Source organism: Peribacillus sp. NPDC058075, from assembly GCF_042885195.1.
GTDB lineage: Bacteria > Bacillota > Bacilli > Bacillales > DSM-1321 > Peribacillus.
This window is the reverse complement of the sequence record NZ_JBHVSL010000001.1, coordinates 1915548-1930721: the sequence shown is the minus strand read 5'-3', so window position 1 is coordinate 1930721 and position 15174 is coordinate 1915548. Positions and strand designations below refer to the sequence as shown.

Here is a 15174-nt window from a genome sequence, read left to right as displayed (position 1 = left end):
TGGGTGCAAACGGTTTCATTTATGTTGGGACGTTATTAGGGAATTTGTGTTTTTACAAGTCTAATAGCTTTGATTTTGATTCTTAGATAATGTCGAATTCCCTCCGAAAAGAGATTACTTCTGCATTAAAGAAGCATGAGTAAATGAACATAGGTACCTATGCAGAATTAATTTCGAAAGCGCCGCTTAATAAAGAAAGAGAAGCAAAGCGTCAGGAAACTAGGGATGTAAATTGATTCATGTCGATCATCCGCCAATGGGAAGAAGCTCATAATAGAAGTATGGGCTTTTCCCTATGGAGCATCACTTTAACGAACTCTCTATATTTCTATCAAAATCATAGGGTCCGATTATTTAACATGAGCCAATAAATCAGGAGTGATATGATCTTCCGCTCCATATAGTAATTTTTCCCCAAGCAATGAGCCCATTAATGCGACAGCAACTTCAGCCGTTTTATTATGCTCGTCCAATATTGGGTTTATCTCAACAAACTCTGCTGATGTAATGATATTAGCTTCAGCTAGCATCTCCATGGCAAGATGGCTTTCGCGGTAACTAATGCCTCCCATTACAGGCGTTCCGACCCCTGGTGCATCATCTGGATCAAGACCATCAAGATCAAGTGATAAATGGACAAGGTCCGTACGTTCTTTCAGGTAGGCAATCGATTCTTCCATCACTTTTGTCATACCCATTCTATCAATCTCATGCATCGTAAAGACTTTAATTCCTTTTTCCCTGATTAACTCTTTTTCACCTTGGTCTAAAGAACGGGCACCAATGATGACAATGTTCTCTGGTTTGACTTTTGGAGAATATCCGCCAATTTTAGTCAGTGCAGGGTGGCCAAGGCCCAAACTTACTGCTAGGGACATACCATGTATGTTTCCTGATGGGGATGTTTCGGCAGTATTTAAATCTCCATGTGCATCATACCATATTACCCCTAAGTTTTCAGAATGCTTCGCTAAACCGGCTAATGTCCCGATAGCAATGCTGTGATCTCCACCTAAAACTAAAGGAAAACGATTTGCTTGGATGACTTCATCCACTTTTTGACTCAATTTTTCATTACCTTCTGCTACGTCCTGCAGATTCTTTAAGTTTGTGTCGCTATCACTTTGTGCTCTTTCCTGTATTTCTACTTTAATATCACCTTCATCACGGACAGTATAGCCAATGTTTTCAAGTCTTTCACTCAACCCTGCATATCTAATGGCACTAGGACCCATATCTACTCCTCTTCTAGTTTGACCAAGATCCATTGGCACACCAATAATTGAAATTTCCTTCTTCATATGTAATTCCTCCTTCGATTTTTCTTCCCTAGTATAAGGGCAAAAGGAGTGATGACTCAACTCGACATTTTTTTGAATATTTATACGATTGAGAAAAGGGGAAAAGTCCTGGGTAAAAATCCCTATAATTGATTTTTTTATGAATATAATATATTACCTATTGGGGTATTAATGAAAATGGATGATTCCTTGTAAAAACTGCAATTGTTGAGATTTTTATCCCAAGAATGGAAGTGGTAGCGCTGCCAATCAAAATCTTTCGCCAAGGGTGATTCAGAAGATACTGAATATAATTTACTAGATACATTTATTCAGGAAATGGGGCCGTTACACCTATAATGTATGGAAGGATTTTTCATTTTTATATGGAATATATAAAAAAAAACTAAAAATATTTTAGTTGCATTTACAAAATCACGACTTTTTTTCATCTAAACACACTGAGTACTTTGTTTTTAGACGCAGTTTGAACTAGGAGGTATTCATGTTGAATAGCAATGATAGACAGAGTGGAAAAATGGAACCGAACCAAAAGAATGAGAGCCTTAAGTATTTATCTAACCGCTGGTCAAGCAAGATTAATAATTTTTTGGTTCTCTGCATATATGAGCAAAACAATCAATATCATGATTTCAAAAATAAATTAAAAACACACAAATTAAAAAATTCGAAGGGATTTTTAACCTTTAAAGATGGATTGAACAATAAAAGTTTCGTCATTTGGGAACAAGCATATAAAGAAAATGAAGAGCTATTTGCCAAGCTGAGGTTAACGGCGAGAAACGAAACATTGTCACATATTGCCCAACATGTCGTATTCTATCTATTAAGTGAATATGAAAGGGTTTCCACAAAAAATCATGCTGTTTTAAAAGATAAACAATTAATGGAAGATTCAATCTACCAAATGGAAAATAAATTAAAAAATGAAACTTTTTTGGCTGAGAGATCGGTTTGGGAGGAATTTTACAGCTGGTTTAGACTGCTAGTAAAAGAATGGGTCCTTGAAGAAATAGCCTTATCAATAGGCGTTAATGAAATGGAAAGACTTGATGATCAAGCATTAAATAAGTTATTTTACGATCATCTTACGAAACATTTTACTGAAAACACTGGATTTTTATCGAAAGTAACAGATATTGTTAATGAATATATTAATGAGTGGATCGATAAAATCATGATCGAATTTAATATCGGAAACAATACGATCGAAAAGATAGAAAACCTGCTGTGTTTTAAGAGGGATTTTCAAACATCAGATTTATTATTATCCACAATGAGGGATTTTGCTTTCAACTTTACCGTCAAAGATCATTTGCTTGTTATGAATAGTGCTCCATATCAGTCGGTTAGAGATGCAATTTATAAAAAAAATTTCGAAATCATTGGAAACATTCCTTGGCCTGCAACCCCAATATTAAAGGGGAATACAGAAGGCTTCATACAAATAATCCCTTTTGGTAACGATCATAAAACCTATGGGCAGACGAATGTGAAAGAAGCTTGGAACAGAGTCCACTCTATATCTGATGTGGATGTAGATGTTTTTGATGCTCTTTGCAGCCTTTTCCTGTCAAAGGCTGCTCATAATGAGGAAATAGTGGAAATTTATTTAAATGACCTCCTTTCAATTCGAGGATTAAAGCCAAAACTTGGCGGGTTAGGCCGTCGGGGTGGTTTCGAGGCCAAACAGCGTGCTCAAATATTGAAATCGCTTACAAATATACAAAGCATATGGATTAACATTAACAAAGCAACCATCTATGAAAAAGGTAAGCCTGTTCAGACAAAGCTACAAGGGAGGACGTTTATCTTTAAAGATCGTAATGGCGTGGAATATGATATATCAGAAGAAGCAGCCAGGAAAAAGATAACGTTCACGATCGACAAGGTTTTCGCCAAATATCTTAATGGTTCTGCTAGACAAGTTGCCTTACTTTCAATAAAAGCACTTCAATATAATCCGTATAGGCAACTTCGGGAAAAACGGCTTACAAGATATTTAAGCTGGCGTTGGAGGACCCAAGCAAGAAAAGGAGACTTTTTACAGCCGAATAAAACGAGTACCCTATTGGAATCGATCGGTGAAAAATTAAATGACCGAACACCATCCCGTACTAGGGAACGTTTCGAGAAAGCTTTGGATGTTCTGCGAGATGATGGCGTAATTGCATCATGGCATTATGAAAAGTGGGATGAATCCATAGCCGATTATAAAGGGTGGGCCAGTATTTGGCTGAATTCAATGATATTAATAGAACCGCCTGATATCATAAAGGAGCAATATCGCTCCATAGAAAAAAAACAAAAATCTCACACTGGGAATCGTCTTGCAAAACAAGAATCGGCTAACCTGAAGAGCCCCAATCATATTGGTGAGCAAATAAGAATCACAAGAAAAAGACTCAGCCTCTCCTTATATCAATTGGCAGAAGAATTGGAGATATCGGCCCCATATGTCAGTAACATTGAAAGAGGGATGAAAATTCCATCCTCTAAAATTCAAACGAAATTGAAGAAATGGCTGGAACAACAAGAACATATTAATTGATCATGAACAAATTAACCCTATTCCTTTATTAGGAAGAGGGTTGTTTGTGTTGCCATATACATAAAAAGCATTGGCGTTTATCTTGTTCCAATGTCGGGGCTATCAATGTAAGAAGTCGGGGCCATCCAGAACACATATTTTTCATTTTATTTTTTTGACCCTGCTGCAAAGGTGAATTGTCGTCCTTTTAAAATAATTAACTGCCTAATGTTTTAAATGAATTTAACAAACTATGATTTTTCAGGATATTAACGCCCTCCATGTAAGATTAGCTCAAAGATATCTTTTTATGTAGGGGGGAAGATTCATGATAGAAAATCAACATTCTAACCATTCCCATGAAACTCTTGAGCCGTTATTCAATCCAAGATCCATTGCCATCTTAGGTGCCTCCAAGAGTGAATACAAAATCGGGAATTTACAGGTCAAAGCTCTATTGGAGGGACATTTTAAGGGAGAGATTTACCCGATCAATCGCAAAGCAAAAGAGATTGAAGGGATAAAGTGCTATGAATCTTTGTCCGATGTTCCGTATGAAATTGACTTAGCCATTTTTTGTCTTGGGGCGGATCAAGTGCAGCAAGGTTTAGAGGAATGTGCTCAAAAGAAAGTGAAAGCAGCCATCATTTTCGCTGCTGGTTTTTCGGAAACAGGAGAAGAAGGCATTAAGCAACAGGAATTGCTAACAGATATTGCAAGAAAGAATGGAATACGGATAGTGGGCCCCAACTGTGTTGGATTAGTGAATTTGTCGAATGGTTTGATTGGAACTTTTTCCCCTGCCATTCAATCCGTGCCATTAAATGACCAAAGGGGCGTAGGATATGTCTCCCAAAGCGGTGCATTTGGTGTTTTGACCTATATGGCAGCAGCTCAGAATGGATTGAGCTTCAATTACTTCGTGAGTGTAGGAAATGAAATGGAAACTGAATTCTCGGATGTAATTGAATATATGATCCATGATTCAAAAACAAGTGTGATAAGCGGCTACTTGGAAGGTGCAAAAAACCCGGATAAATTACGAAGCCTGGCAAAAGAGGCATTGGATAGAAACAAACCCATAATTGTCATGAAAACCGGGAGGAGTTTGGCCGGAAGCAGAGCTGCAGCTTCTCATACAGGATCACTTGCGGGATCGGATAAAGTATATGATGCCTTTTTTAAACAAGCTGGTATCGTAAGGGCTGACGATTATGAAGATATCATTTCTTTTTCAAAGCTATTCCTATCAAAGAAGCTTCCAAATGGACGCAATACGGTTATCATCACCAGTTCTGGCGGGAGGGGGATAAATGAAGCGGATCGCTGTGAATCAAACGGACTTACCATCAACCCACTCAGCTTAAACACAACAACAGAAATCAAACGTAATATACCTGCGTTTGCAAGCGCTTCCAACCCTGTGGATTTAACAGCGGCCGCCTCTGTTTCCAATCCTGAGTTATTCCTTGCGCCATTGCGGGCACTTGTGGAAGACCCGGATGTCGATAACATCATTTTTACGGAATTTCCTTTTAATTGGACTGCCGAGCACCCTTTGCTTCAAGAGTTTATTGAAATTTGCAGTTGCTCAGATAAATTTGTTTTCATTACAACTTTTCCATTAGATGGCATGACACTCCCGCCTGCTACCGCTGTGCTCGTGAAAAATGGCATACCAGTCATTCCGGGAAACCTTAATCCGGTAAGAGGGCTGGCGAAACTAGTTGAATACAGTGAATATTATCGAAAAAATCTTGAATCTCAAGTTTCTGAAAGTACAAAGAAAATAGAGAAACAAAGCTTACAGGACATGCTGAAGCCCGGTGCTACATTAAGTGAATCAGAAGCCAGTCTGGTTTTGGAACGATACGGGATTGCTGCCACGAAACGTTTTATAGCTAAAAATGAAAACGATGCAGTACAATTCGCTAACAGTATCGGTTATCCGGTTGTGTTAAAGGTCGATTCGCCGGATATCCCACATAAGACGGAAGCGGATGCGATTCGATTAAATATAAGGACTGAACTTGAGGTCAGGAAAGCTTTCACCAATATTAAGCGCAATGCACTAAATTATAAACCTGAGGCTACCATAAACGGCGTTTCCGTTCAGGAAATGTTACCTGATGGAGTGGAAATCATTATTGGTGCAAGTGATGATCCCGTATTTGGACCGGTTATCATGTTTGGTCTAGGGGGAATATTTGTTGAGGTTTACAAAGATATTTCGTTTAGAATTGCTCCGCTGTCAAGACAAGATGCACGTGAAATGAATGAAGAAATCAAGGGAAAGGACATTTTAACGGGAGCACGCGGGAAAGCACCAGTTGATATCGAAGCCATCATTGATGTGTTATTAAAGGTCTCCTCGCTAGTTACAGATTATAAAGATTCCATCGACGAATTGGATATTAATCCATTGCTGGTATATGAAAACGGTATCAAGGCAGCTGATGCCATGATTGTTGTAAAAAATAATGTGAATGATAAAACCATTATTAGGGGGTAGTGAGCAATGGAACTCGATCATTTGAATGGATTAACGGGAGCTGAATTTATATTTGAAGTCGAAAAGAGGCATATCCGTCAATTTGCTGAGGCGATTGGAGATTTTAATCCCTTATATGTGGATGAAGAATTTGCTTCGAAAACTTCATATGGCGGCATTATTGCCCCGCCAACCTTCCCGATTGCCATTGGTCAGGATAGCGGTGAAAGCTTTGACCTGGGCCTGGAACAAAGGAGAATGTTGCATGGTGAACAGGAGTTTATTTATTCCCGCCCCATAAGGCCAGGTGATAGGTTGCATTGTCAGATGAAAGTATCAAATGTATACGAACGGGAAGGAAAAAAAGGAACGATGCAGTTCTTGGTACTTGATACAGAAATGAAAGATGAGTCAGGTGAAATGGTGGTCATAAGCCGAACAAATATCATTTATCGGCCCATCAAGAGTGAACATGCTCCCGTTTGAAAAAACATGACCATCGTTCATGGCATTAAAGTATCAATATCAAATGCTAGCAAACTGTTAACAGGAGGAATCAGGGATGTTGAAATATGAAGATTTACATGAAGGGCAAAGACTTGAATCTTTCATCAAGCCACCTGTAACCAAGGTTCAACTTGTTAAATATGCCGGTGCTTCAGGAGATTTCAATCCATTGCATACAGATGATGCATTTGCACAAGAGGTTGGCATGCAGGGTGTGATTGCTCATGGAATGCTTGTAATGGGCTTTCTTGGTGAATATGTAATGAAACTGGCTGGTGATCATGGTGTACCGGCAAACTTTAAAATGAGATTTGGTGCTGTCACCGTACCAGGAGATCGACTCACATGTTCTGCTTTTGTGAAAAGTTTATATGAAGAAGGAGGTCAACGCTTTGTAAGGCTGGACCTTATTGCTGAAAAGGAACCAGAGCAAATTGTAGGTTCAGGTGAAGTCGTTTTACAAATTCAATAAAGTTAACAAGTTATCAAATAGTAGGAGGGTTTATTATGGAAAGCATGAAAAACCGCTATGCCATTGTCGGTGTAGGGGAAAGTGAGCGTTCAAAGAATTCCGGTACAACCCCGTTACATTTGGCGTTGGACGCTGCTCGAGCTGCATTGAATGATGCTGGTCTTCAAGCGAAAGATATTGATGGGTTCATGAGCTATTCGGAAAACGATTCTTGTACATCTCATCAATTGGCAACATATTTAGGGGTCCGTCCCAAATATGTTAAGGATATTTTGGGCGGGGGAAGCAGTACCGAAATGCTGATAGCTGACGCTGTTGGATTAATCGAGTCAGGTCAATTGAATACGGTGTTGATTTATCGTTCCATGAACGGACGCTCAGGAGTACGGATGGGCGGAGGCGGATGGGATGTAAATATGCTTCAAACAGCCATAGAAGGCGGAAGCTTCATCATTCCTTACGGTGCTGGAAGTCCGGCTCAGTGGTTCGGACTTTTTGCGACGCGACATATGCATGAAACCGGGCTGACAGAGGAACATCTAGGGCATGTCTGCTTAGCTTTTTACGAACATGCTCAAAGGAATCCAAAAGCATACTTTTATGGAAAACCACTAACGATGGAGGAATATCTAAAAACTCCCTATTTAAGCTATCCATTTAAAAAACATGATTTCTGCCTGGAGTCCGATGAAGCGAATGCAATCATTGTCACTTCAGCAGAACGAGCTGAAGGATGCAAGTCCAGACCGGTATACATCATGGGTTTATCTGCTAGGCAGTGTGTGTCCCATGCGCATTATTGGAATGATTTAACCGAAGTGGCTGCTGACTATGTCGCTCCTGAAGTATATAAAATGGCTGGAGTAAAACCTGAAGATATTGACGTTGCATCCATATATGACTGTTATAGCTGGGTTGTACTTCGGCAGTTGGAGGCTTATGGATTTGCTCCGCGTGGAGAGGTCGGTGACTTTGTAGCCGAGGGAAACTTGCGGATCGGTGGGAAATTACCTTCGAATACCGCAGGAGGAATGTTATCGGAAGGATATACACATGGAATGAATAACGTATTGGAAATCGTCCGTCAAGTTCGTCATGAATACAAAGGAACCGATCGCCAAGTTGAAAATTGTGAAATTGGAATCTGTACTGGCTGGGCTGGACCTGATATGGCCGGTGCCATGATTTTAAGAAATTAGGAGGGGACAAAATGGAATACCAAAAACCTATTCCGCTAAAAACGCAGGATAATAGTCCATATTGGGATGGAGCAGATCGTCATGAACTGATGCTTCAAAAATGCAATTGCTGTCATCAATACTCCCACCCTCCCGGTCCGAGCTGTGCAAAATGTGGCAGTTCTGAACTTAGCTGGGAAAGCCAAGGCAGCGATATTAACGGTAAAGTCTATTCATATATCGTTTCCTATCGGCCCTTTTTACCTGGATTCCAGGATGAATTACCGCTCGTAATTGCCATAGTCGAATTAGATATGTTGCCCCAGATCAAGCTAATCGGAAATATTCTGCATGGTTCTCCTGAAGATGTTGAAGTGGGTATGCCTGTAAAGATGATTTGGAAGGAAATTACGGATGAACGTTCACTGCCGCAGTGGATTCAGTCATAGAAGTGTAATTTGCAAGCATTAAAGGAGGAAAGAATCTATGGATTTTTCGTTTACAACAAAGGAAGAAGAATTCCGTCTTGAATTGAGAGCGTGGCTTGAAGGAAATTTACCTGAAGGTTGGCTTGAAGGAACCAGTAATGTTTCAAAAGATGAAGGTGAGTATGCCGTTTTCCTCAGGAATTGGCAAAGGAAATTATATGAAGGTGGCTGGGCAGCGATTGCCTGGCCCAAAAAATATGGCGGACGAGAAGCGACGTTGATGGAGGAAATAGTTTATCAACAGGAAATGGTTAGAGTAAAGGCTCCGGCGCTTGTGAATTATGTAGGCATCCATATGGTGGGACCCACTCTCATGCAGATTGGAACGGACGAACAAAAAGCAAAATATATCCAAAAAATTCTCACTGGGGAGGAAGTATGGTGTCAGGGATATTCTGAACCGAATGCTGGATCTGATTTATCCGCCATTCAAACAAGTGCCGTAAAGGACGGAAATCGGTGGATCATTAATGGTCAGAAGGTTTGGACAAGCTTTGGCCACTTGGCTGATCGATGCTTTTTACTGGCTCGGACGAATCGTTTTGATAAAAAGCATAAAGGGATAACGGTTTTCCTATTGGATATGAAGCAGCCGGGCGTGGAAACAAGGCCCATCATTCAAATGGATGGTCAGCATGATTTTAATGAAGTCTATCTGAATGATGCGATTGCATACGATGCTGAAATAGTTGGGGAGGTAGATGAAGGCTGGAAAGTTACGATTGCATTGCTTATGCATGAAAGAACGGGAATCGGAGCGCAAGTTTTTACATTAGAGCAACAATTTAATGAACTTGTAGCATTAGCTAAAGAATGGAAAGAAGATGATAAGCCATTGTTGGGCAATCCGCTTGTTCGCCATACAATGGTAGATTTATATACTCGCTCCCGGGGTTCACTTTTGAACTATTATCGTAATCTAACTAAGACATTAAAAAACGGTCATCCTGGTGCAGAAGGTTCAATGGATAAATTGATGGTAAGTGAACTGACTAAGGAGCTCTTATCCCATTCTATTTCATTGCAAGGACATAAGGGTGTGCTGTGGAAAGAAGATGCAATTTCCTCCAACTCCTATTGGCAGGATAATTATCTTTATTCTTTTGGACAAACAATTGGAGGTGGAACGAGCGAGATTCAAAAGAACACCATTGCGGAAAGAATTCTAGGTTTACCAAAAGATATGGGACGTTAAGATGAAACGGGGGGAATAAAGGTGGATTTTTCTTTAAATCAAGAACAAGAAATGTTTCGCGGATATGTACGGAAATATTTAGATGGTGCTGGGCAAACAAAAACGGCCCGTGCATACATGGAGGGTGAAACTGGATCTCTAAGGGCCTTATTGTCAGGGCTTGCCGAATTAGGATGTACAAGCATTAATATATCGGAAGATCACGGGGGAATGGGCTTAGGTCCCCTTGATTTAATACCTGTACTTGAAGAAACCGGCCGTTCTTTATTCCCGGGCTTATATTTAGAAACGAATGCACTAGCTGTGCCATTATTACAGAAATTCGGTACGGAAGAACAAAAAGATAGGTATTTAACAGAAATTTCGGCTGGTACAAAAACATTCTCATTAGCCTGGTTAGAACCAGGTGGAAGTTACGGCCCTTCTGGCATTAACATGGAGGCAAGACCCCTAAACGGTCAGTTGATTTTAAGTGGTATGAAAACAATGGTTCCCGATGCAAAGTTGGCTAATCATTACATAGTGTTAGTCCGCACAGGCAAAGGAAACCGAAATGAAGGGATTACATTAGTTATCGTCGATCGAAACGAAACGAACTTGACGCTTGAAAGCCAGAAAAACATCGACGAAACCCGACAATTGGCAGCATTGGCTTTCAATGATGTTGAAATTCCCATCGGTCAGGTACTTGGGTCCATGCATCTAGGATGGGATGCCCTCCAAGAAGGATTACTCTCTTTCAATGCAGCTCTCTCCGCAGTAATTGTCGGATGTATGGAGAAAGTGGTAGAAATGGCAGCAGAGTATGCGAAGATTCGTGAACAATTTGGTCAGCCAATAGGAAGATTCCAAGCGATTAAACATAGAATCGTCGATATGAAAATGGATCTCGAAACAGCTAGATCTTTAGCTTATTATGCTAACTGGGCTTTGGAAAGCGGGGCAGAAGATCGTGTTCAAGCCATTTCCTGCGCACGAATATTTGCCACGAATGCATTCATACGAATTTCGTCAGACAATATTCAGATTCATGGTGGAATTGGGTTTACAGAAGAAATTGATTGTCACCTTTTTGTTAAGCGTGCAAGGTTCTATGAGAATTATTTAGGAAGTACCGAACAATATTACAAACAGGCCGCTACGGCATTAGGTTGGTAGAAAAGTAGAAAGGGTTACACTCACGTTTTACTAATCCGAAGGGTGGAGATGAACGTTGGAAATTTCATATAAAGTGAAAGAGTACCAGAATATCATTAATGGCGATCTGGTTCCAGCTTCTTCCGGGAAGCGGATTGAGAGCTACGATCCGTCAACAGGTAGGGTTTGGGCAAGCATTCCTTGCAGTACGGCCCAGGATGCCGAAGCGGCGGTAGAAGCAGCCCGAAGTGCTTTTGCCGATTGGTCTTCGAGGCCAGCTTTGGACCGGGCAGCTTACCTGAGGAAAATAGGTGACTTAGTCGTAAAGCATGGAAAAGAGCTGGCTGAGTTGGAATCAAGAGACAATGGTTGGGTGATAAGGGAAACGAGCCATGGCCTCATTCCCAGCTTAGCAAGCCTTTGGTATGATGCAGCAGGTGCTGCAGCTATTGGAAGTAAGGGAGATACTGTCCAATTGGGAACTTCAAGTGTAGGGTATTCATTGAGGGAACCTTTAGGGGTAATAGTAGGAATCCTTCCATGGAACTCACCGCTTTTTACTTTTACCATTAAAGCGGCTTATGCTATTGCAGCAGGAAATGCTGTCATTATCAAACCATCTGAATTGGCTTCTATCGCTTCACTACGATATGGGGACTTGATTAATGAAATCCTCCCGCCGGGAATACTGAATGTCGTATCAGGAACTGGAGCGGAAGTGGGGGATACTCTAGTAAGCCACCCAGATGTGAACAAAATCAGTCTGACCGGTTCTGGAGGAACGGCAAGGGCGATAGCACAATCGACCGCAAAAAACCCTAAGCCCATGATTTTGGAGCTTGGCGGGAAATCACCAAACATAGTCTTTGCGGATGCAAACCTTGAAAAAGCAGCACAAGGGGTGACGAACTATGGGATATTTAGCGGAAACGCAGGCCAACTATGTGTAGGCGGATCGAGGATTCTAATTCAAAGGCCCATATTCGATGAAATGATCATTAGGATGAAAGAAGTGATAGAACAGCAAATTCAACTGGGTGATCCAATGAATCCAGCCTCTTCAATGGGACCGATCGCTAACTCTGCTCAATATGAAAAAGTCCTCTCATATATAGATTTAGGCCAAAGGGAAGGAGGGGAAATCATCATCGGTGGCCGTCATGGAGGTGTTAGCCTATTACCTGATGAACCCAATTTAGCTGATGGCTATTGGGTTGAGCCAACACTGATCAAGGTCAATAGTAATTCTCTCCGTATCTGTCAAGAAGAAATCTTCGGTCCGGTAGCGACCGTTATCCCCTTTGATACGGAAGAGGAAGCCGTCACCATAGCAAATGACAGTGATTTTGGTTTAGGAGCTGGAGTATGGACCTCGAATTTGGATCGGGCACACCGGATGGTCCGCAAATTGGAATCGGGTAATGTGTGGGTGAACTTGTTTCGCAGGGTGGGACCTGAACTCCCATTCGGAGGCCAAAAAAGCAGTGGATTTGGAACGGATACCATTCTTGAATATACCCGTGAAAAGACCGTTTATATGGAAATAGAATGAGTTTTTATGAGATTAGCAGGGAATTCGCTGTAAATAGTGGACTGGGGGTTCTGTAAATGGCACAAGATTCTAAAGGCATTTTTTATGGATGGTATGTTGTGTTGTGTGGCTTTTTCATAATGTTCGCCGGTTTCTCGATAATAAATTCCCTGCATAGTTTGTTCATGGTCCCTGTTACAGAGGATTTAGGAATAAGCAGAACCACTTTTTCCATTGCACTTTCCATTGCAGGCCTTGGAGTGGCAGTTGCTTCTCCGATAATGGGTAAATTACTCGCTAAAGGGAATATGAAATGGATCATGTCAATTTGCGTAGTAATGGCCGGGGCAGGATTCATGTCATACTCGCTTGCCAACTCAGCTGTATATTTTAGTATCATAGGCTTTGTAATTGGCATCTGTGTTGCAGGTTTTTCTAATATTCCCATATCGATCATGTTAACCAATTGGTTTTATGAGAAAAAAGGAAAGGCCATGGGTTTGGCATTTGCGGGGTCGGGAATTGGGGCAGCAGTACTCAGTCCAATCATTACAAATTTAATCTCAAATTATGGTTGGAGAACGGCCTACGTTATAGCAGGGATACTGATAATTGTCTTAACATTACCCTTGGTTCTTCTATTTGCAAAGAAAAGTCCCGCAGAAAAGGGGCTTGATCCACTGGGTTCTGACAAAGTGGAAATGGCCGAAACTACTGGGGAATTTGAACAGAATGGCTTAATGATGGGGGAAGCAAAGAAGACAGCAATGTTTTGGATTTTCGTGCTTGGAATCGTTTGTTTTGCATTAGTTGCAGGCGGGGTGCAAATGCATATCCCAGCATACTTGATCGATATAGGGCATCCAGCCATCTTTGCAGGCACCATTTTTGGCATACTCTCTTTGGCAAATACGGTTGGTAAATTAATTTTAGGAGCTGTTTTGGATAAGTACGGCACGGCAGGCGGTGCCATTTATGTAGGCGTTTGCATGACGATCGCTATGGCAGCGCTATTGTTAGCTAAGACACAGGCATTCGCATTCTTATTCGCCATCGCCTTTGGCTTTAGCATTGTGATATCCACTCTAGGGCCTCCCTTCATGACAAATGATATTTTTGGAAAGAAGGATTTCGGTTCCATCTTTGGCATCGTGCAAGTTTTTTTTGTGGCTGCAGGCTCTTTGGGTGTGATCGTGTCGGGCTTAATCTATGATTTGACAGAAAGCTATCGTGCTGCTTGGATCTTCTTCCTTTGTTTATTCATCTTCAGCATGGTTTGCGTACTAGCGGCAAATGGCATGAAAAAAAAGACAATCAGCAAAATCAAAAATATTCCCGACCAAAAAATAGGCTAAATTACTAGAGAAAAATACCATATTGAAGGGTTTGTTCCCGTAAAAAAAAAGGTAAAGAGCGGCAGGCTAGATTGCTGCTCTTTACCTTACTGTTAAAATTCCCCTCTCCATTCTTCATCTTCAAGTGGCACACCATTGGTGCTAATATATTCTACAATCATATTTCCATGTTTAAGAACTCTATCTTTTTTTAGGGCATTGATAACTGCGGTAAAGCGGTCTTCATCTGCGTCCTGTTTCTTACGTGAAAGGGTAATCTGTATGGTTGGGGAAACATCGTAATCTTTATAGCTGGCTGGTTTATTCGGATCAATCTTCAATTCTTTCCCGACACCCTCATCAAACACCAAGAGTAATTGATTATAATCGCCTATCTCTTCTTGAATCTCCTCCCAATCTTCATTCTCTGTAATATCTCCCAGTTCCTTGGATATCAACACGTCACCCAGTTCCTTTTCAACATAAGGCCTGATTTCTTTTTCTGCATCATCTTGCCATTTATCAGATAGGAATGTATCCTCCATTTCCCCTGTTTCATCATTAAAGAAAACTAGAAATTGAGTCCCATATTTTTTATGTTTCACTTTAGCTGCGTATTCAAAATAGCCCAAGTTTCCCATATTATCGTATAAGACATCATATATTTCGGTTCCTTCATCAAATGTTTTCTCTAAATATCGTTCAGCTTGATCCCGGACTTTCTTTTCTTCATCAGGATCTGCTTTCATACTCTGTGTGAATGAAAACATAAGGATCATCACACCGGCTAAGATGATTAAAAAAACACCTAGGATAGTCAGTAAAATCTTTTTTGTTTTGCTCAAGGAACACCCTCCTGTTATCTCTGCTACTTCTCAATAATTCCCATATTATTCTAACATCTTTATCGCTTATTTTACTATGCGAAATCTAAATTACCTGACCTCCAAAATATCGGGATACTTTGTTACAATATATAAATGGTTAATACCCTAAAGGGAGAGATCGAC

Annotated in this window: 12 protein-coding genes; 10 read left to right on the top strand and 2 right to left on the bottom strand. The window is 40.7% G+C overall.

From position 1 onward, the window contains the following. Nucleotides 1–350 precede the first annotated feature (350 nt). Complete coding sequence (gene rocF, locus ACFVS1_RS09565) at nt 351–1301, bottom strand: arginase (protein WP_352923649.1); 951 nt, start codon at nt 1299–1301, stop codon at nt 351–353. Nucleotides 1302–1785: 484 nt separating this feature from the next. Between rocF and ACFVS1_RS09560 the strand changes: the two genes are divergently transcribed. From ACFVS1_RS09560 to ACFVS1_RS09515, 10 genes are all read left to right on the top strand, one after another. Further along, complete coding sequence (locus tag ACFVS1_RS09560; RefSeq protein WP_387546754.1) at nt 1786–3852, top strand: helix-turn-helix domain-containing protein; 2067 nt, start codon at nt 1786–1788, stop codon at nt 3850–3852. A gap of 307 nt (nt 3853–4159) precedes the next feature. Beyond that, nucleotides 4160–6343: an acetate--CoA ligase family protein gene (locus ACFVS1_RS09555; protein ID WP_387546751.1), complete on the top strand. Its 2184-nt coding sequence runs from the start codon at nt 4160–4162 to the stop codon at nt 6341–6343. 6 nt (nt 6344–6349) lie between these two features. Further along, entirely contained in the window at nt 6350–6808 is a 459-nt protein-coding gene (locus ACFVS1_RS09550; RefSeq protein WP_387546748.1) for a MaoC family dehydratase N-terminal domain-containing protein, read from the top strand. A 76-nt stretch (nt 6809–6884) separates the two neighbouring features. Then, nucleotides 6885–7301, top strand: a complete 417-nt coding sequence (locus ACFVS1_RS09545) for a MaoC/PaaZ C-terminal domain-containing protein (protein ID WP_352923642.1) — start codon at nt 6885–6887, stop codon at nt 7299–7301. 35 nt (nt 7302–7336) lie between these two features. Further along, a complete protein-coding gene (locus ACFVS1_RS09540) occupies nt 7337–8500 on the top strand; it encodes a thiolase C-terminal domain-containing protein (RefSeq protein ID WP_352923640.1) in 1164 nt (387 codons plus the stop codon). A gap of 11 nt (nt 8501–8511) precedes the next feature. Beyond that, nucleotides 8512–8928 (top strand): Zn-ribbon domain-containing OB-fold protein, encoded by a 417-nt coding sequence (locus ACFVS1_RS09535; RefSeq protein ID WP_352923638.1) that lies wholly within the window; start codon nt 8512–8514, stop codon nt 8926–8928. Between the two features lie 37 nt (nt 8929–8965). Next, nucleotides 8966–10162, top strand: coding sequence for an acyl-CoA dehydrogenase family protein (locus ACFVS1_RS09530; protein WP_352923636.1), 1197 nt, complete (start codon nt 8966–8968; stop codon nt 10160–10162). A 21-nt stretch (nt 10163–10183) separates the two neighbouring features. Further along, nucleotides 10184–11320: an acyl-CoA dehydrogenase family protein gene (locus tag ACFVS1_RS09525; protein WP_387546743.1), complete on the top strand. Its 1137-nt coding sequence runs from the start codon at nt 10184–10186 to the stop codon at nt 11318–11320. 55 nt (nt 11321–11375) lie between these two features. After that, nucleotides 11376–12851: an aldehyde dehydrogenase family protein gene (locus ACFVS1_RS09520; protein WP_352923632.1), complete on the top strand. Its 1476-nt coding sequence runs from the start codon at nt 11376–11378 to the stop codon at nt 12849–12851. Between the two features lie 56 nt (nt 12852–12907). Next, a complete protein-coding gene (locus ACFVS1_RS09515; RefSeq protein ID WP_352923630.1) occupies nt 12908–14185 on the top strand; it encodes an MFS transporter in 1278 nt (425 codons plus the stop codon). A gap of 92 nt (nt 14186–14277) precedes the next feature. Here the strand turns inward: ACFVS1_RS09515 and ACFVS1_RS09510 are convergent, their stop codons facing one another. Beyond that, complete coding sequence (locus ACFVS1_RS09510) at nt 14278–15009, bottom strand: hypothetical protein (RefSeq protein ID WP_387546740.1); 732 nt, start codon at nt 15007–15009, stop codon at nt 14278–14280. Nucleotides 15010–15174 lie beyond the last annotated feature (165 nt).